This is a genomic window from Pararcticibacter amylolyticus, from assembly GCF_003130405.1.
Classification (GTDB): Bacteria; Bacteroidota; Bacteroidia; order Sphingobacteriales; family Sphingobacteriaceae; genus Arcticibacter; species Arcticibacter amylolyticus.
Map to the genome: position 1 here is coordinate 16,619 of NZ_QEAS01000005.1, position 16,664 is coordinate 33,282.

Annotated in this window: 15 protein-coding genes; 7 read left to right on the forward strand and 8 right to left on the reverse strand. The window is 48.3% G+C overall.

Annotation, left to right across the window (positions count from 1 at the left end; translation table 11 throughout):
* Positions 1-146: 146 nt before the first annotated feature.
* From DDR33_RS07300 to DDR33_RS07315, 4 genes are all read right to left on the reverse strand, one after another.
* Positions 147-1,013 carry an HNH endonuclease domain-containing protein gene (locus DDR33_RS07300; RefSeq protein WP_238387703.1) on the reverse strand — a complete coding sequence of 289 codons (867 nt, stop codon included), beginning with the start codon at positions 1,011-1,013 and terminating at the stop codon, positions 147-149.
* A gap of 544 nt (positions 1,014-1,557) precedes the next feature.
* Positions 1,558-2,259 carry a hypothetical protein gene (locus DDR33_RS07305; RefSeq protein ID WP_109415129.1) on the reverse strand — a complete coding sequence of 234 codons (702 nt, stop codon included), beginning with the start codon at positions 2,257-2,259 and terminating at the stop codon, positions 1,558-1,560.
* A 224-nt stretch (positions 2,260-2,483) separates the two neighbouring features.
* Positions 2,484-3,989 carry an MAC/perforin domain-containing protein gene (locus DDR33_RS07310; protein ID WP_109415130.1) on the reverse strand — a complete coding sequence of 502 codons (1,506 nt, stop codon included), beginning with the start codon at positions 3,987-3,989 and terminating at the stop codon, positions 2,484-2,486.
* 541 nt (positions 3,990-4,530) lie between these two features.
* Entirely contained in the window at positions 4,531-5,091 is a 561-nt protein-coding gene (locus DDR33_RS07315; protein ID WP_109415131.1) for a helix-turn-helix domain-containing protein, read from the reverse strand.
* Positions 5,092-5,675: 584 nt separating this feature from the next.
* Here DDR33_RS07315 and DDR33_RS07320 point away from each other — a divergent pair.
* The 4 genes from DDR33_RS07320 (at position 5,676) to DDR33_RS07335 (ending at position 12,114) form a co-directional block, all read left to right on the forward strand.
* Complete coding sequence (locus DDR33_RS07320) at positions 5,676-5,906, forward strand: hypothetical protein (protein WP_109415132.1); 231 nt, start codon at positions 5,676-5,678, stop codon at positions 5,904-5,906.
* A 122-nt stretch (positions 5,907-6,028) separates the two neighbouring features.
* Positions 6,029-7,486: a TlpA family protein disulfide reductase gene (locus DDR33_RS07325; protein ID WP_109415133.1), complete on the forward strand. Its 1,458-nt coding sequence runs from the start codon at positions 6,029-6,031 to the stop codon at positions 7,484-7,486.
* A 27-nt stretch (positions 7,487-7,513) separates the two neighbouring features.
* Positions 7,514-10,735, forward strand: coding sequence for a SusC/RagA family TonB-linked outer membrane protein (locus DDR33_RS07330; protein WP_109415134.1), 3,222 nt, complete (start codon positions 7,514-7,516; stop codon positions 10,733-10,735).
* An 11-nt stretch (positions 10,736-10,746) separates the two neighbouring features.
* Entirely contained in the window at positions 10,747-12,114 is a 1,368-nt protein-coding gene (locus tag DDR33_RS07335) for a RagB/SusD family nutrient uptake outer membrane protein (protein ID WP_158280668.1), read from the forward strand.
* 98 nt (positions 12,115-12,212) lie between these two features.
* Here the strand turns inward: DDR33_RS07335 and DDR33_RS07340 are convergent, their stop codons facing one another.
* Together DDR33_RS07340 and DDR33_RS07345 are read right to left on the reverse strand one after the other, a co-directional pair.
* Positions 12,213-12,509, reverse strand: a complete 297-nt coding sequence (locus tag DDR33_RS07340; RefSeq protein WP_109415136.1) for a hypothetical protein — start codon at positions 12,507-12,509, stop codon at positions 12,213-12,215.
* Between the two features lie 161 nt (positions 12,510-12,670).
* A complete protein-coding gene (locus DDR33_RS07345) occupies positions 12,671-13,162 on the reverse strand; it encodes a MauE/DoxX family redox-associated membrane protein (protein ID WP_158280669.1) in 492 nt (163 codons plus the stop codon).
* Between the two features lie 33 nt (positions 13,163-13,195).
* On the opposite strand from DDR33_RS07345, the gene DDR33_RS25755 reads away from it, so the two are divergent.
* Positions 13,196-13,360 (forward strand): hypothetical protein, encoded by a 165-nt coding sequence (locus DDR33_RS25755; RefSeq protein ID WP_158280670.1) that lies wholly within the window; start codon positions 13,196-13,198, stop codon positions 13,358-13,360.
* 223 nt (positions 13,361-13,583) lie between these two features.
* On the opposite strand, the gene DDR33_RS07350 is transcribed toward DDR33_RS25755, so the two are convergent.
* Together DDR33_RS07350 and DDR33_RS07355 are read right to left on the reverse strand one after the other, a co-directional pair.
* On the reverse strand, positions 13,584-14,756 hold the full coding sequence (locus DDR33_RS07350) for a hypothetical protein (protein ID WP_109415138.1): 1,173 nt from the start codon (positions 14,754-14,756) through the stop codon (positions 13,584-13,586).
* Between the two features lie 5 nt (positions 14,757-14,761).
* Complete coding sequence (locus DDR33_RS07355; RefSeq protein ID WP_109415139.1) at positions 14,762-15,331, reverse strand: Crp/Fnr family transcriptional regulator; 570 nt, start codon at positions 15,329-15,331, stop codon at positions 14,762-14,764.
* 316 nt (positions 15,332-15,647) lie between these two features.
* On the opposite strand from DDR33_RS07355, the gene DDR33_RS07360 reads away from it, so the two are divergent.
* Positions 15,648-16,301 (forward strand): ABC transporter ATP-binding protein, encoded by a 654-nt coding sequence (locus tag DDR33_RS07360; protein ID WP_109415140.1) that lies wholly within the window; start codon positions 15,648-15,650, stop codon positions 16,299-16,301.
* The coding region (locus tag DDR33_RS25760) for a hypothetical protein (RefSeq protein WP_158280671.1) at positions 16,279-16,664 on the forward strand (386 nt) is incomplete at its 3' end. The genes DDR33_RS07360 and DDR33_RS25760, both read left to right, overlap by 23 nt.

Consider the following 16,664-nt stretch of genomic DNA (forward strand, 5'->3'; position numbering starts at 1 on the left):
AACCCATTATTCAGCGCAATTGTCGCCATAGGTTGCAGTTGCTCGAAAACGCGATTGCTTTCAAATAACGAAAGATCCGGAACAATTGTCAAATAATCCTCAAGAAGTTTATGATGGGGCGCTTTTTGTTGAACGATCTCGACGGCCTATTTTTGCAGCTTGAAAAAGGGTTCAAAATATCGGTCCAAGGGGGGCAGTTTATCGCTTTTCGAACTATTAAAAGACTTGTTTGCGGGAATTAGGTTCCACATAAGGTCATGCGAAACAAATGCATAAGGTAGAAAGTGCTCTACTGAATAGTTCCCGATAAATAATGGTTTATTAGTATATATGCAATCCACACTACCCAGCTCAATAATTACCAGGTCCCAGAATTTACGTTGGGTAGTAAGAGCCTTGCGGACAGGTAGTTTGATTAGCTTATTAGGAAGGTCAGGAACATTAGGATTTCTGTTCTGTAAGTACACTGCCAGATTCCAATAACAAAAGTTTTTAAGAATGCGACTGTGATAGGTGAGATAACCTATCCAAGCCGGGTTGAGCTCAATATATTCCAGGTACAAAGCATACATACAATCGTTTTCAAAACATTGAGAAGATTGATAAACTACTTGTTTATCCCCAGTCCGGAACCAAGGACTCAAAAAGCGGTGGGGTACCTCACCATTGAAATAGGATAATTCGCTCAGCGTGCTTTTATTGGTCGTTTGAGTCAGTCGTTTAAAGATCGTATCACGATCCATGTCGATTGGAAGTATCTCTATACCTTTAATGCGTTCGATCGCTTCATGAAGTTTATCTTGTTTCCCAAATGACACTTTGAAATAATTTACCGTGTACCAAGCCTGTGCAGTCATCTCTGCAAATAAATGCCGCTTTAAGATTGTTGTTTCGCCCTGCTCCAGGCGATTCAGAATGCCTAAGAACCAATAAAATTTATACGATGCTGAAGTGTTATTAAAACATGCAGCGAGTAAAGGTACTGGTAAGCGTTCTTGATATGGAAGTTCCATTTGCCTCAATAAAACATTATATAGGAAAGCTAGTAAAAATATGAAGATGTTTTTATGATATATTATCTTTATGTAAGATCGGTAACCTTAAGGTGTTCTAGCCGTGTAACCTTCCCAAATTTGGAATAGGTTGTAAATATACGATAGGAAATTTTGCTTAAAACTGCCGATTTTCTTGTTTTAAGTCACAGCATGAGAAGCTGTTTTTTTTATTTCCAGATTGACGTTACCAAAGCCGCCCCAATTCCTTATATGGCTGTTTCATTGCCCCTTTATTTTTTTTCACTTTTCCCCTTTCAAAAGCCTCCCCAATTGGTACATTGAAGAATCATCCGGTAAAATCTTCAGATGATGCCTTTCTTTGTTTGGAAATATTGTTAACAAAAAGCATGAACGAGCAAAAAAGGATTCTTACATCATCAATTTATGGGAAGCCGACAAGCAACAGTATGTAAAGGAATCAACCTTTTCAGCATACAAGTGGCTGAATATTGGCAATTCGATCTCCAATTTCCCAGGAGTTTGGTTAACTCTCGTTTTCGATTTACTTTATCAAGTCCAAATCTTCTTTAGAAATTGGAACTAATTTAGGAAAACCTTCTATGTTTTTAGGGCCTTCAATATGGATAACATTTCCGATAGCAACAATCCGTGAAAATATCTCCAGAAAAAGGCCCGCACCCCTTCTTCCTTGATCAACATCTTTCTCAAACACTACCTTTCCTGATGATTTTAGAACTAGCTTTGCTCTCATTACATCACTTCCAAAAATAATTAAAATGGCAGCTTGGAATGTCATCCCGAACAAAAGCAAATCAGCAGTTACCACTTCACTATTGGTACAATAATCAAGTGATTTTCCTTTTTCATAAGCATAATCAACCGCCTCAAGTAAGCTCTTGTTTTTCATGTGCTTACCGCAATATTTCAGATATTCGCATGCCTTTTCCCAAATAAATGCGGTTCTTGCTTTAAAAGGAATGGGTAGGAAATTTTCATAATCTATGACACCATAATATAGCAAATGCCCTCTAAAGAAATAAGGCTCCTCTTTTATTAATTTAGGATGTTGATCAAATACCGACTGGGCATAAAAATGAAGGTTGGCAAACTCTATACGTTTACCTTCATATTTTTCTTTCAGCAGATTCAGTAATAAAAAACTTAATCCATAAAATTCTAAATGTAACTCCTGATCGCGATCCTCATGTTGCATAAACCAGAATGATAATGTATTAATTGTCATATTATTGAGGCCTTAAATGGTTACTTGTAAGAAAATCTGCAGGAAATGGCTCCTTCATTGAGCAAACCCCATACTAGGTTGATTCATATTACAAACTACATAAATATACACTATTTAATTATATCCTGCCGCAATAAGCGGATGCTTTGTGGCGGCAGGATATAAAGCAATTAATCTCTAAACGCTAGATAATTAGGCAAAAGCGATTGGATGAATTTGAATGATTAAAATGTCAGTGCGGGCTCTATTATAAATTTTTCATAATCACCAGCACCTCCTCCGCCTTGACAATTGACTTTTCCTCCACCGGAGGATAACGGCTTTGTAACACCATATGCGTCCATCCTTAGTAATACGCCAGGGAAAGTAGCAGATCTTATTGAGTAATTACCATCAGACTCCCGGTTAATATTAAATCTCTCATAGCCTCCTGCACTATCTTGGAGGTTCACGACTCCGCCGCCGTTTCCTAGTGGCCCGGTCACACCCGTTCCATCCATCCTTAAAAATAGACCGGGATATGCGCCTGATTCGATACTGTAAGTTCCATCCTCCAATTTTGCAATTTTTACACTTTCAAAAGGCCCAGCGCCGTATTGGCAATTTACTTTTCCAGAACCTGAAACAAAAGGAGAGAAAGAAGAACCGTCTAATCGCATATATACATTATAGAATGCACTGGATTTAATCGTTCGGGTCCGGTATATTAGATGAACCTGATTCGCTTCTAGATATCCTGATATGTAATTTTGAACTTCAGCTTTTTTTGCAGGGTCTTCGATAAAGTCCCAAAGTGGTAACATTCCGTTAGGGCCGAAGTTAATTAGTGTCATATTACGGTCTGAACAGCTTGCTTCCCAATCGGAGTAATTAATAGTTGGAGGAACATCAGTTCCTTTAGCTAAGAAAATGTTTCCTTCCACTTTTAAATTATTTTCCCCTCCTCTGGAGGTATAATTTATAGTCTGATTATAGTTCTCACTATTTTCTGATTGCGTATAATGTGCAGATCCTTCTATATGAAATGCGGACCATATATTAACATCAAGGCCAATAGATCCGGCCTTAAATCTGTCCGATTTGGTCGTTTCTGTTTGATATAATATGTCTAGTTTTGCGCCCAGAACTATATTTGTGAGCACATGTGTTCCGTACCGTTTTACCAATTCGGCAGCTGAGACGGTTTTTAAATCCTCCTTGAAGCTTTCAGATAGGTAATTTTTAAGGATGTCCATTGTGGGAGTCGTAAAGAAGACTCTCTTGCGTGCGAGCATTCTCGAATAATGGGCATAAACGTATTTCTCGGAATAGGAAGATGTATCTTTGAAAGCAGCCTTAATTGTTTGCTTAAAGCCCAAGAAACCCTTTCCACCTATGCCTCCGAAGGTCGTTGTGACATTTGCAGTTAAGCCTTTTGTAAGATCATATGCATTAGAGCCTACGGTAAACTTGCCATCTGTATAGTGAGTTTTATCCGAATCTACTCTAGTCGGATGATCTGCCATCAAGGCGAGTATATTAACTACCTGGGCTTTTGTATAGAGGGAATGTGCATATTCTCCGGTGACATCGTATCCATATCCTAATGCGTCAAACCTGTTATCCCCTGCTGACGATATAGAGGCATTTTTTTGTTTTGTTCGATCGTTTGTCTGTTCTTTTAAGCTTAGTTCCTGTTTTCTACAAGCTCCCAATCCGAGGACCAGGAAAATGATTAAAGTTTTTTTCATTTGATAATAGTTCTTAAAATATTGCTTTGCCTAATTTGCTCGGGAAATAAGGAGTTAGATTGTCATTAGTGCTTCAGATTGTTGTGAAGTTAATTGTGATTACGTGCATTTGTTTAGTACCCCTTATGTGGAAATCGCGGCAAGTTAATAAAAAAGTCATACGTGCCAGAATAATTTCAGATATGGTGGTTATTCACTTCAGATTTAGAAAAGGTATTTGAACTCGAATTTTACGCAATCTTGGTTAGTTTGCGATAATGAAGTAACATAGGGGCTCTGCTGGAACATCTCTATGCTTCATAAGGTAACTTTTGTAAAAAAAATGAAATATATAATGTGGTTAGCTGGATTTAGTCGTCATTGTGTCGGTAGTCAAGATGAGAGGTGTCTTCGGGAGTTATAAGCCACTAGGCACTACAAAAGCAGAAAGAGGAAATGATAAACCAATAGGACGAGAAAGTTTACATCGAGAATCCTATGATGCAGCCTTTGTTTCCGAAACTTCTCGAGGTTACGCTTTTACTCTAGACTTTAAAGCGACTCATAATTGCTCATTGCTAATCTTTAGTTTATATAAGTAAACTGACCCATTGTTGAACCTATCATCCCTTTCAAGGATCCCTTTCATGTAGAGTCGACGTAGTTCTCTTGATAACTCCTGGCTGTTCAAGTCCCGTTGATATTTTTCCTTGCTAAAATTTCTCAAGTCTCCTACGCTATGATATTCTAAAACAAACTCATCTGAAAGAAGTACATTGCGAAGAAAGCTTGCCACGCTATATTCAGTTCTTTTGCTAAGGAAAAATTTAGGATTGTTTTTATTGTCCTTGTGAAATTGCTCTACAGGAAGGATTTTGAGAGGTCGTATCTTGATTGGCTTACTTGAATATAGCTGTGCCATTTCTATGTCGAAAAAGTTAGCTATTTTTTTAGCAAGCCTGGTTGAAATATTGGCAGCTCCTCTTTCTATCATTAGAGTATAACTAATGGAGATGGATAGCGCAAATGTGAGGCCTTCAATTGTTAAGTTAGCTTGAATTCTTAGCTCTTTAATATTCCTGCCGACGATAGCTGAAAGATTATCATTTTTCGATGCCTCCATTGTACAAATGGAGCGCCTATTTTGTGTTCATTTTAAAGAATTTGTATTGCTATTTTGAAATTTGTTTCTTATTTTAGCGTTTGTAATTCAAATTGATATGAAAAAATAAACTATAGATATCTGATTTTTACGAACATTAAATTATAAAGACATTAACGAGCGTCTCGCAACAGAAATCTGGTAAATTTCCCTCCATGCGAGTGTGAGTAATGCGCTGAAGTCCTATCTTTGAAGATTTTCTATGGTAGGATCAGCGCTTGCTTATTCCTTTGTATGGTATTCGGATTTCCGATAAAGCTGAACGTTGACCATAGACAACAAGTAGGTGGGCCCACCAGAGCCTCTGTTACAGAGATTGGCAAGCAGCTGATCCCCCTTTAAGGGGGTGAGCTCGTTATAAAAGCGAGCAATATGAACAATTCACTATTTGAAAAAAAACCATTTCGATATCCCTTCTTTGGATTTCTTCACTTTGTATGTTCTTGCACTTTAGTTAACATAGGCACGTCTATTTCTAGAGAGAAGCCTGCACGGATAGCTCATCAAAGCTTGTTCGCTCTAACTGGGAAGGAGGTATCCATCCAATGACCCCATTCAGTGAGTTCATCCTCAACTACGACGAAACCTACAGCAGAGAGTACCTCTGGACCCTCGTCCGTTGTGCCGTGACCGGAGAGTTCGGTTCCCTGTCCCGCAAGCAGCGAAGCGAACTCATGATTTTCTACGAAAACCTCGATACCCTTTTATCCGATATTTATAAGTATACCAGCGAAGCGGAGAAATCCCGGAAGGAGGGAGGCGACAGCCATGCTTAGCCATATCATTACTTCCTGGGACTTATTAATCTGCCCTCCCGTATGACCCTATCCTTTTCCCTCTGACGAACCCGGCCATCCGGCCTTTCTCATTTTCTTAATCCTCTAATCATTAATCAAAAATGCTCAAAATCCGAGTACAGGGACTTCTATTGCCCTTTTTAAAGCAAAAATCGAAACAACACGAACACCCTGCGGAACTGCCCGCCCCAAAGGAGCCAGCCTCACCCGAGAAGCTCCTCGGCCAGTATCTGCTAGCCTTTTACATCCTGATGATCATCCTCTTCTCCCTGATGGCCATCGTCAGTACATATGCACAGACTCCCGCTGCCGGCCTCCGGCCCGGAGACCCCGTCCCCGAAACCTTCTGGCAACAACGCGTCCAGCTTTCCGGTGACACCGGTAAGCCCACCCCAACCACCCTTGCCAGCTACAAAGGCAAACTCATCATCCTCGACTTTTGGGCCACCTGGTGTTCCCCCTGCATAGCCATGATGCCCAAAATGGATAGCCTTCAGAAAGCCTTTGAAGGAAACGTGCAGTTTGTGCCGGTCACCTACCAGAAAGAAGCAGAAGTCCACGCCTTCCAGCAAAACCTGCAGCGCCAAAAGGGGAGGGCCTGGAGTCTGCCCGAACTAACAGGCGATACCCTGCTCCACCGTCTTTTTCCCCATACCCTGCTCCCGCACGAAGTTTGGATAGACGCCACAGGAACCGTCAGGCACATCACCGGGGGAGAAAGCATCACCGCTGAAAACATCAGGAAAGCACTCAGCGGCCTCCCGCTGAATGTCCGGCCAAAAGAAGATGCACCCGCCCTTGACTATGATAACAAAGCACCCCTGCTGTACAGGGGCAACGGCGACGACGGCAGCAGGAGCTTCCTGTACCACTCCCTGTTTACCCGCTATATCACCGGCCTTTATCCTTCCGGCTACAATCTCTTCCGCCAGGACAGCAATACGGTAAAAGTAGTTTTCCGCAATGTCTCCCCCGACTGGTTCTTCGGCCTGGCCTATGGCGGTGGCAAGCGCTTTATCCGGGGAAACCGCATGGACCTCCGCTTAAAGGATGCCGCCGCCTTTCGCTGGACGAAAGCCGACAGCCTTCCCTATGACCAGTGGAAGCTTACCCATACCTACTGTTATGAAGCGATCCTGCCAGCCTCCGGAAAGGCGGACCTGTTCCTTCGGATGCAGGAAGACCTGAGACGTTACCTGCCGCAGTACGAAGCCCGGCTGGATACCTCGCCCCGCAAATGCCTGGTGCTGGTAAAGACCGGCTCAGAAGATAAGCTGTTCTCAAAAGGAGGAAAGCCCGAAGCCCGGTTCGACCGCTTCGGCTGCCAGCTCCGGAACGTATACCTCAGCCGCCTGATAGAACGGCTGGAAGGCTATGACCTGCAGAACAGCCCTATGCCGGTGATCGATGAAACGCGATACCACCAGAAGGTAGACCTCGAACTGAAGGCCGACCTCTCTGATGTGCAGTCGCTCAACAAGGCACTTGCCCCCTACGGGCTGCGCTTCGTGGAAGCAGATAGACCAATCGAAATGCTGGTGATCACCGACCGGCCGTAACATCCATCCACCCTTAATCACAAAACGATGAAATATATCCTTTTATCCATCATACTATTCTGCTTTACTATTTTACCAGCAACCGCCCAGGTCAGGCTGGAAGGGAGGGTGCTTGCCGCCACTACCCGCCAGCCCGTAACCGGCGCCACCGTTACCCTTGCAGGAACAAAAATCGCTACCGTTACCAGCCGCGACGGCCGCTTCAGCCTGGAAGCCGGGGCCGGGAAATACGTCCTGCACGTTCGCTTTATCGGCTTTAAGCCCTATAGTTCAGAAGTGACCCTTCCCCCGAAAACCGAAGGGCTCATTCTGCTGGAGGAGGCCACCAACGAACTCAGTGAAGTCACCGTATCCACCGGTTACCAGGAACTCCCCGCCGAACGGGCCGCCGGATCATTCGTCAAGGTCGATCACAACTTACTCAACCGGAGAGTAAGCCCCGATATCATCAGCCGCCTGGAAGACCTGGTGCCTGGCCTGACCATTAACCGCATAGCCGCCTCCAACCCCAATGACCAGACGCAGATCAGCATCCGCGGGCAGAGCACCATTTCCGGCCGTCCCGATCCGCTCATCGTAGTCGATCACTTTCCCTTCGACGGCAGCATAGATGACATCAACCCGAACGACGTAGAAAGCATCACCGTACTAAAAGACGCCGCCGCCGCTTCCGTATGGGGAGCCAAAGCAGGGAACGGCGTGATCGTGATCAGTACCCAAAAGGGACGGTTTAACCAGAAGCCCCAGGTTTCCTTTAACTCCAGTTTCACCGGCGGAGGCCGTCCCGACCTGTACTACCAGCCGCGCATGTCGTCTTCCGATTTTATCGACATGGAGAAATACCTGTTCAGCAAACAATATTATAAAACCGCCGAAGCCTCCACCAGCCACGCTCCGCTAAGCCCCGTAGTGGAGCTGCTGACGGCGGCAAGAGACGGAAAGATCGCTGCGGATGAGGCGGACCGGCAGATTGAGGCCATGAAGGAGTATGACCTGCGCAACGACCTGCGAACGTATTTTTACCGCAACAGCTTTAACCAGCAATACCAGCTTGCCGTGAGCGGGGGAGGAGAAGGGCAGCGCTACTATATCTCGGGAGGGTACGACCGCAACCTGGCCAATACCCGGGGCAACCAGTTCAGCCGCCTCAGCTTTACGGCCAGCAACACCTACCGGCTGCTCAGCGGCAGGCTGCAGTTGAGCCCCTCGGTTTTCTTTACGCAAACAAAGGAGGGCCAAAGCACTGCCCTTAACGATGTGCAAAGCAAGCCCTATACCACCAGCATCACGTACCCCTACGCCCGCCTGGCAGACGAGAACGGTAACCCGCTGGCCGTGACCCGCGACTTCAGGCAGGATTTCGTGGGATCGGCAGAGGAGAAAGGGCTGCTGAGCTGGGAGTACCGCCCGCTGGACGAACTGGCCCTTTCCGATGATCATACCAAAGCGGGCGATTACCGGATTAACCTCGGCCTGCGGTACACCATCCTGAAGGGCCTCAGCGCCGATCTGCTGTACCAGTACCGGCACGAACTGTCCGAACAGCGCAACCTGCACAGCCAGGAAAGTTATTACACCCGCGATATGATCAATAAGTTCACGCAGGTAGCCTCCGGCGGCACGCTCACCCGCCCGGTGCCCCGGGGGGCTATCACCGCAGATAACATCAGCAGGCAGAACGGGCAGAACCTGCGCCTTCAGCTCAATTACAATTATACCCTGAACGGCTCCGAGCTGAGCGGCATCGCCGGGTACGAGATCAAAGACCTCGGCACGCTCGCCAGTTACACCCTGCGCTACGGCTACGACCAGGAACACGCCAAAGCCGCCGTGGTCGATTATCTCAGCCCCTACCGGCTGTATTATTCAACAACGGGTTCAACCAGTTACATCCGCAATGCCGATAATGAAACCGACCTCACCGACCGCTTTATATCCTATTACGCCAACGCCGCTTACGCCCTGAAGAAGCGGTACCTGCTGAACGGGAGCGTGAGGCTCGACCGCTCCAACCTCTTCGGGGTGAAAACCAACCAGAAGGGCGTACCGCTCTGGTCGGCAGGCCTGGGCTGGAATCTCAGCAATGAAGCGTTCTATCAGGTCAGTTTCCTGCCTTACCTGAAGCTGAGGGCCACCTACGGGTACAACGGGAACGTGAACCGTTCCATTTCGGCATATGTGACGGCCCGGTATGACGCCGGTACTTCCACAGACAGTAAACTGCCTTATGCCACGGTAGTCAACCCGCCCAATCCCGAGCTCCGCTGGGAACGGGTGCAGGTGATGAATTTCGGCGCCGACTTCGCCTCCGCCAAAAACAGGGTGCAGGGAACGTTGGAGTACTATCGTAAGAAGGGGACCGACCTGATCGGCAGGATCGCCGTAGCTCCCTCCACCGGCATCAGCGCCTATACCGGCAACTTTGCCGATATCAAAGGCAGCGGCCTGGAAGTCTCCCTGCATACGCAGAACACGACAGGCAGGCTGGCCTGGTCAAGCGATTTCCTTTTCAGCACGGCCAGGGACAAGGTCACCTCCTACGGGGCCACTTCACTCACCACCCAGTACCTTCAGTCGGGGTATTCGGGCACAGCACCCCTGGAGGGAAAGCCGCTTTACGCTATTTACAGCTATGCCTGGGCAGGTCTCGACCCGGCAACCGGCGATCCGCAGGGGTATCTTAACGGCGAGGTGAGTAAAAATTACAGCCAGATCATCGGTACAGCTACCCCCGCGACCCTCGCCTATAACGGCCCTTCAAGGCCGCAGGTGTACGGATCCCTGCGCAATACCCTGAGCTGGCGGAACCTGTCGGTATCGGCCAGTATCAGTTACCGGTTCCACTATTTCTTCCGGCGGGAGTCGGTCCGCTATGCCAATGTGCTGGCCGCTCTGGGCGGGCACGGGGATTATGCAGAACGCTGGCAGCAGGCCGGCGATGAAGCCTTCACCAGCGTGCCTTCCATGCCGGCTTACGGCACCAGCGGGATTACCAACCGGGATAACTTTTACCTGTACTCGGCCGCCCTGGTAGAAAAAGGCGACCATATCCGGCTGCAGGACATCAGCATTAATTATGCGCTGAAGAAGGCGGCACTGCCGAAGCTTCCCTTCAATACCGTACAGCTTTACGGCTATATCAATAACCTGGGGATCCTGTGGCGGAAAAATAAGGCCGGCCTGGATCCTGATTATCAGACGATGTTACCGGTAACCACTTTCGCTGCCGGGCTTAAAGTTGACTTTTAATGTTAAGAACAATGAAAAAAACGATCCTCCTGTTGCTAAGCGTTCTGGCCGTGGCCCTCATCTCCTGCCAGGACAAATTTCTTGAAGCAAAACCCGATAAGGCCCTGCTGGTGCCGGCTACGCCGGACGACTTTCAGGCTTTGATGGACGATGCTTTTACCATGAATACCATGCCGGGGCTAAGCATCATCAGCGATGGCGATTACAGTATTTCAGATGCTGGCTGGAAAGCTTTCTCTGTTCCTTATGTAACAAACAGTTATATCTGGGCGGAGCAGATCTACGAGGGGCAGGGGGTGACCGACTGGTCAATGCCTTACCAGCAGGTATTTAACGCCAATATCGTGCTGGAGGGGCTCGGTAAGCTTGACCGTGGAGCCGTTGGTGACCAGCGGTACAACGAACTAAAAGGCTCTGCCTTGTTTTACAGGGCGCTTGCTTTTTTCAATATTGCCCAGACTTTCGCTGCGCCTTATGATAAAAGTACATTGGCTGCTACACCCGGAATCCCCGTCAGGCTCAGTTCTGACATCAATAGTCCTTCTTCCGGCGGTACCCTTCAGGAAACCTATCAGCAAATTGAACACGACCTGCTGGCGGCCATGCCGCTTCTTCCGGACAGGGCACGGCCGGCAAACAGGCCCTCAAAGCAGGCCGCCCGGGCTTTCTTTGCCCGGATGTACCTGGCGATGGAAGAATATGATAAAGCAGAACGGTACGCAGATTCCTGTCTGAAAGTGCAGAACAGCCTTTTGGATTATAATAATCTGGACACCAATTCAACCCGGCCATTCCCTGCGGTTTTTTCGGGAGACAATCCGGAAGTAATATATTATCTGGTGTTAAGAGGAAATTCGTTTACAGTGTCGTCATTAGCTACAGTGGAGCCCCTTCTGTATGATTTGTACCAGGCGGGGGACCTTAGGAAAAAACTTTTCTTCAGGGACCGGGGCAGTGGTATTTATACCTTCAAAGGATCGTATAACGGGGCGAATACTATCGCAGGTACCCTTTTTGGGGGCTTCGCCACCGATGAACTGTATCTGATCAGGGCCGAATGCTATGCGCGGCGCGGAGAAAAAGAGCTGGCAGAAAAGGATTTGAACACGTTACTTTCCATGCGGTTTAAAAGTGAGAACTTTGCACCGGTACACACCGCGGATGCCGGAAGCGCCCTGGAAAGGGTCATGCTCGAAAGAAGAAAAGAACTGATAGAACGGGGATTGCGCTGGTATGATCTCCGGCGGCTTAATAAAGATCCCCGCTTTGCTGTCACCCTGCGGCGGGTAGTGGATGGTACTACCTATACCCTGCCTCCAAATTCAGCCAGATATACTTTCCCTTTTCCCGATGATGAGATAAAAGCAGGCGGGTTCTGAGAAAACAATGCCGGATAGTGTCGGGGAAATAAAAGGGGGGCCTGTTGTTGATTGCAGGCCCCCTTTCTTATTCGCATTACCGGGAAGGCAATAATGGATTAATCGACTAAGCTGAATGTTCCGTTTGTGACGGTTTCAGGTATGCGGAGCGCATCAGGATCGGCCCCAGGAGCACTGGGGTCAGAAGTATATTCAGCGGTACAAATCCCGTTGCCGTTACATTGGTAAGCGCTGGGATCTGCATTGGTGACGTTATGCCAGTTACCCTGCGCATCCTGTCCCCAGCGGTCGCCTTGCCTTTTGCTGGCATTGCTGCCGGCAAAAACGACGGTGGAGGTGGCTATCAGGGCGATAACTCCGAACCAGTTGATTTTTTTAAACAGATTTTTCATCATCTTTTAAATTAACCAGGTGAACATGCGGCCGGATTCCTCAGGTTCGGTCACTTGACCTGCCGGAAGGCTGCCTTTGGCCTTAGCGCTTCCGGGGTTCTCTCTGGCTGATTGCAGAAGGAGGCCGGCCTTCCGCAGTTGCTTATATCATGTTTGCAGCGCTGTCACGGCTCCTCCTTTCTGCCGGAAGTCCCTTTCTGACCCCCGCTTTTAATGGTGAATACTATAGCGATTGCCGATAATGCCGCAAAGAAGAGGTTGAAAGCCAGGTGCTGCCAGTAACCGAGGTGTTTGATGATGCCGCCGCAGGAGCAGGGGGTCCGCCCGAAGGCATTGCTCATGGTGATGGCAATGTAGAGGCTGAAAGTAATGAGCAGGACCAGCGAGGCGATGAGGCCCGGCAGTTGTAGCGGCTTCCACGTCAGGCAGGCGGCCAGGACGAGTTCGGTTGCCGGGACGAGCCAGGTAAGGATCTCTGCAACGTGCACCGGAAATACCTGGTTGAGCATCTGCCGCCGGGCCTCATCGTAATCCGTCAGCTTGGAGAGTGCAGCGTATATCCAGAGGAGAATAAGCAATGCGCTGATCACGTCAACGGAGGAGGCTTTATGCGGTGTTGCTTTGATGGTCTGTTGGGGGGGTATGACGGTTTCCATATTATTTTGTGATGCTGACATAAAGTTCCGGATATGGGGGAGGGGCTGAAAGGCCTTGTAGGTCATGACTGCGGGGATGTGTGGGTTGGTGTTGAGATTGAAAACGGCCTTTGGGGAGCCTGGGAAGTGGAAGTGATTGGGCTGAAAAAAGGTGGTTGCGGGACTGATTGGGCGAAAAGTGGTAAAGCGGCTGGGTAAATCGGGCTGTTTTGTGCTTGTGGTGGGGAAGGATGGGGCTGTTTTTTATGGTTTTGGGAAGGGAATGGGAACTGCTTGCTGAATAGTGGAAGAGAGGAAAGGGGCATGAAAAGGGTGGTTGGTTTGAAAATGGCGATACAGGAGTGTTGAAAGGCGGTTTTTTGCGGTATGCGTTTTTGGATGGTTGTCGCCGGGGGCGTTTACCCTGTTTTTGCTGTTTGCTTTAAATTTTGTGGGTTTCTTTGAACGCTTCCGTGAGCTTTTTGAGTTCGAGATAGAAATGGAGGATGGCGTTGTTGCCGGGCTTTTTGGCAAGGGTACGGTGGTTGAAGGGGTTGCCGTGCTGGTCTGTGTGGGTGCGGGAAAAAGCTTCTGCCGCTTCCCTGAACGTTTTGTAGGGTAACTTTTCTTTCTGGTGGAGCCATTGCAGGAGTACTGCCATGTGCGACACCGGCACCGACATCCTGAAGCCATGCTGAAGCAGGTATTCTTTGGCCAGCTCTTCGTCTTTCAGGTCGCGTTCTTCGCTTTCTGATCGTTGCCTGAGCCATTCGGTACAGAAGTCTTTCAGGCTGCGGTGTTCACGGCGGAAGGCGGGGCCGGGGAGCACGTCGACCTGTTCGGTGTTGAGCAGGGCGTCGCGCAGCATCCGGATCCGGTTTTTCCGGGTTTTGGCTTCCAGCTCTTTTTCGAAAGTATCCCTGAGATGCCTGTAGAGGCCGGGATGGTTGAAGTTGGTTTTGAAGAGGATGAGCATAAGGCGGCGTTGGTAGTCTTTGCGGCGTTTGTCGGCAGCAAAGTCGCTGAGGCTGGCGGTGAAGGTTTGCAGGAAATCGTACTCGTTCCAGGCGAGCCTGAGGGATTTGCGGGGATGGATGACGGCATCGAGAGCGTGGAGGATGATCGCGCAAATGGCTTTATCGGCTTTCTTGTGATCGAGTCCTTTCCTGATCCTGGAATAGTGCAGCCTGACGGTATTTTGTGTTTCTGACTGGAAGAGGAGCGGAACGGGAAGGGTGTGGTCGGTGACATCGCCGAACCTGTTCCGGATATAGGTGATGGTGCCGCTCAGGCTTTGAAGGAGCTGGCTGCTGCCGTCAGTGCCGGGAAGGAATTTGCCGGCATGGTCAAAGTTGATGTTGCCTTCCCTGCGGAGGGTGATGGTGAGCTGGTCGGTAAGGGTAGTGAGGCTGGTGAGAAGGTCTTTGAAATAGCGGCGGAGCACACCGGCGTTGGACTGGCTGCGGTAGGCTGAATGAAGGGTTTCTTTGATGTAGTGAATTTCTTTTGCGGCCTGCTGAAGCATCTCTTGGGCGGGTAAAGCGGTTGTGCGGGGCTTGCCCGGAGGTGCGGGGTTTTCAATAAGACGGGATAAGTGCTGTAATGCCTTGTTCATCGTTGTTAAATCATGGTCATTGCTTTATGGAATCTTTTGTAGTTGGTCCTGAGGAAGGAAATGAGGTGCTTGGTGCGGGCAAACTGCAGGATATCGGGGTATTCTTCTTTCAGGGTTTGGATGCGTGCCTCTACGGGATCGTCGAGCAGGGAAATGTTGATGCGGTTTCTTCGTTCGTTATAGTGGTGGTAGAGGGCCTGGAAGATCTTTTTGACGGCAGGGTACCCGGTGATGAGGTCCCGGTATTCGGAGTGGTCGAGCGAAAGAACGATGCTGTCGGTCTCTGAACAGATGCTGACGGGGGAAGCCTGCTGCGTGGTAAAACTTTCGGAGTGGGTGAAGAAATCGCCCCGGCCTGCAAAGCCGGTAGTGCGTTCGCCTTCGGACGTGTTGCGGTATTCGCTTACAAGGCCTTTGGTGAGGAAGTAGAGGCGGCGGTTGATGGCTCCCTGTTCGAGCAGTTTCTTGTTGGGTTTCAGTACCTGTTCTTTCATCGTACGGGTAAGGTAATGGATGGCCTCGGGCTCCGGGTCGCCGTAAAGAGAAAGGGTTTTTACGAGTAAATTTATGTCCATCTTCTATTGTTTATTCTGATAAGTTGCGGCAGCGGCCTGCCGGAAGGCCTTAGGTGCGAAGTCTGGTGACAGGCTGGCAGAAATGGCCTTGAGAGAATTGAATTTTTGCTCTCTTCTTTTATAGGCGCTGCTTAAACTTAAAAAAATGCAATATAAGAAAGGTAAAAAGTAAAAAAGTTGTCCTTTTTCCGTTTTTTATGTGCGTAATAATTTGTATAGGGGTGGTTGTTGGCTGTCTTGCGGGTAATTTATGGGTTGTCTTGCGCTTGTAACATCTGTGCCTGCCATTTCTCTAAATCAAAAACTATCCTTCGTTATGCTGACACTTCAGAGATTCAGGAAAAAATATGGACCTATGCTGGTGCTCGATGTGGGGGATCTTGAAATTCCTTCGGGGATTTTCTGGGTTAAAGGGACAAACGGATCTGGTAAAAGTACTTTTCTGAAGGCTCTTGCAGGCATCCTGTCATTCGAAGGGGATGTTTTGCTGGGGGGCAAAGTTAATGTGAAGAAGAATCCGGTATCGTACAGAAAGGTGGTAAACTTTGCTGCGGCGGAGCCTTTGTTTCCTGAGTTCCTGACAGCGGCGGAGATGATCAGGTTATTTACAGAGGTGAAGGGTGTGCCTTTTGAACGGGCAGACTGGTATGCTGAAAGCATCGGAATGGCTCCTTATCTTCATCAGCCAATCGGCAGTTTCTCGAGCGGTATGGTAAAAAAGCTGTCGCTGATCCTGGCTTTTACGGGGAAGCCCCGGCTGATCCTGCTGGATGAGCCTCTGATCACGCTGGATGCTGATTCTTTGGATGTTTTGTATTCGTGGATGGTGAAAGCTCACAGGGATCACAAGGTTTCTTTTATGGTGTCGTCTCATCAGTCGCCCGGCACGTCTTTTCTGCGTGATGCTTCTGAAATTTTGGTAGAGAATAAATCATTAAACCTGAAGCATGTTTCGGTCGCCAACGGGTAGTGTTCTTGTCAGGTTGTTTGCATGGGATTTCATCCGGTCGAATTCGGGATTCCTGGTGTCGCTGTTCGGGATACTCCTGAGTTATATGTTCTTTATTAATACGGTTGGGGATGTGAACCTGATTACGCATGATGAACTTCGGTTTTACCAGTTCATTTTTGTGATGACGTTTATCACCAGCCCAATTATGACGATCCTGATCAGCGTCCTGTATGTGATCTATTCGGTGAAGAGCTGTTTGTATATTCTTAAATCGCTCTCGGGGGAGCGCCATGCTTTCCTGTTTTACAGTGTGTCTTCGCTGGGCAGGCTGAAGCATTTCCAGTGCTGGTTGCTGGTGCAGCTGGCTGCGAATCTGCCTCT

Coding starts and splice junctions, on each gene's coding strand:
- DDR33_RS07300 (WP_238387703.1), bottom strand. CDS start 1,013: ATGGAACTTCCATATCAAGAACGCTTACCAGTACCTTTACTCGCTGCA.
- DDR33_RS07305 (WP_109415129.1), bottom strand. CDS start 2,259: ATGACAATTAATACATTATCATTCTGGTTTATGCAACATGAGGATCGC.
- DDR33_RS07310 (WP_109415130.1), bottom strand. CDS start 3,989: ATGAAAAAAACTTTAATCATTTTCCTGGTCCTCGGATTGGGAGCTTGT.
- DDR33_RS07315 (WP_109415131.1), bottom strand. CDS start 5,091: ATGGAGGCATCGAAAAATGATAATCTTTCAGCTATCGTCGGCAGGAAT.
- DDR33_RS07320 (WP_109415132.1), top strand. CDS start 5,676: ATGACCCCATTCAGTGAGTTCATCCTCAACTACGACGAAACCTACAGC.
- DDR33_RS07325 (WP_109415133.1), top strand. CDS start 6,029: ATGCTCAAAATCCGAGTACAGGGACTTCTATTGCCCTTTTTAAAGCAA.
- DDR33_RS07330 (WP_109415134.1), top strand. CDS start 7,514: ATGAAATATATCCTTTTATCCATCATACTATTCTGCTTTACTATTTTA.
- DDR33_RS07335 (WP_158280668.1), top strand. CDS start 10,747: ATGAAAAAAACGATCCTCCTGTTGCTAAGCGTTCTGGCCGTGGCCCTC.
- DDR33_RS07340 (WP_109415136.1), bottom strand. CDS start 12,509: ATGATGAAAAATCTGTTTAAAAAAATCAACTGGTTCGGAGTTATCGCC.
- DDR33_RS07345 (WP_158280669.1), bottom strand. CDS start 13,162: ATGGAAACCGTCATACCCCCCCAACAGACCATCAAAGCAACACCGCAT.
- DDR33_RS25755 (WP_158280670.1), top strand. CDS start 13,196: ATGGGGGAGGGGCTGAAAGGCCTTGTAGGTCATGACTGCGGGGATGTG.
- DDR33_RS07350 (WP_109415138.1), bottom strand. CDS start 14,756: ATGAACAAGGCATTACAGCACTTATCCCGTCTTATTGAAAACCCCGCA.
- DDR33_RS07355 (WP_109415139.1), bottom strand. CDS start 15,331: ATGGACATAAATTTACTCGTAAAAACCCTTTCTCTTTACGGCGACCCG.
- DDR33_RS07360 (WP_109415140.1), top strand. CDS start 15,648: ATGCTGACACTTCAGAGATTCAGGAAAAAATATGGACCTATGCTGGTG.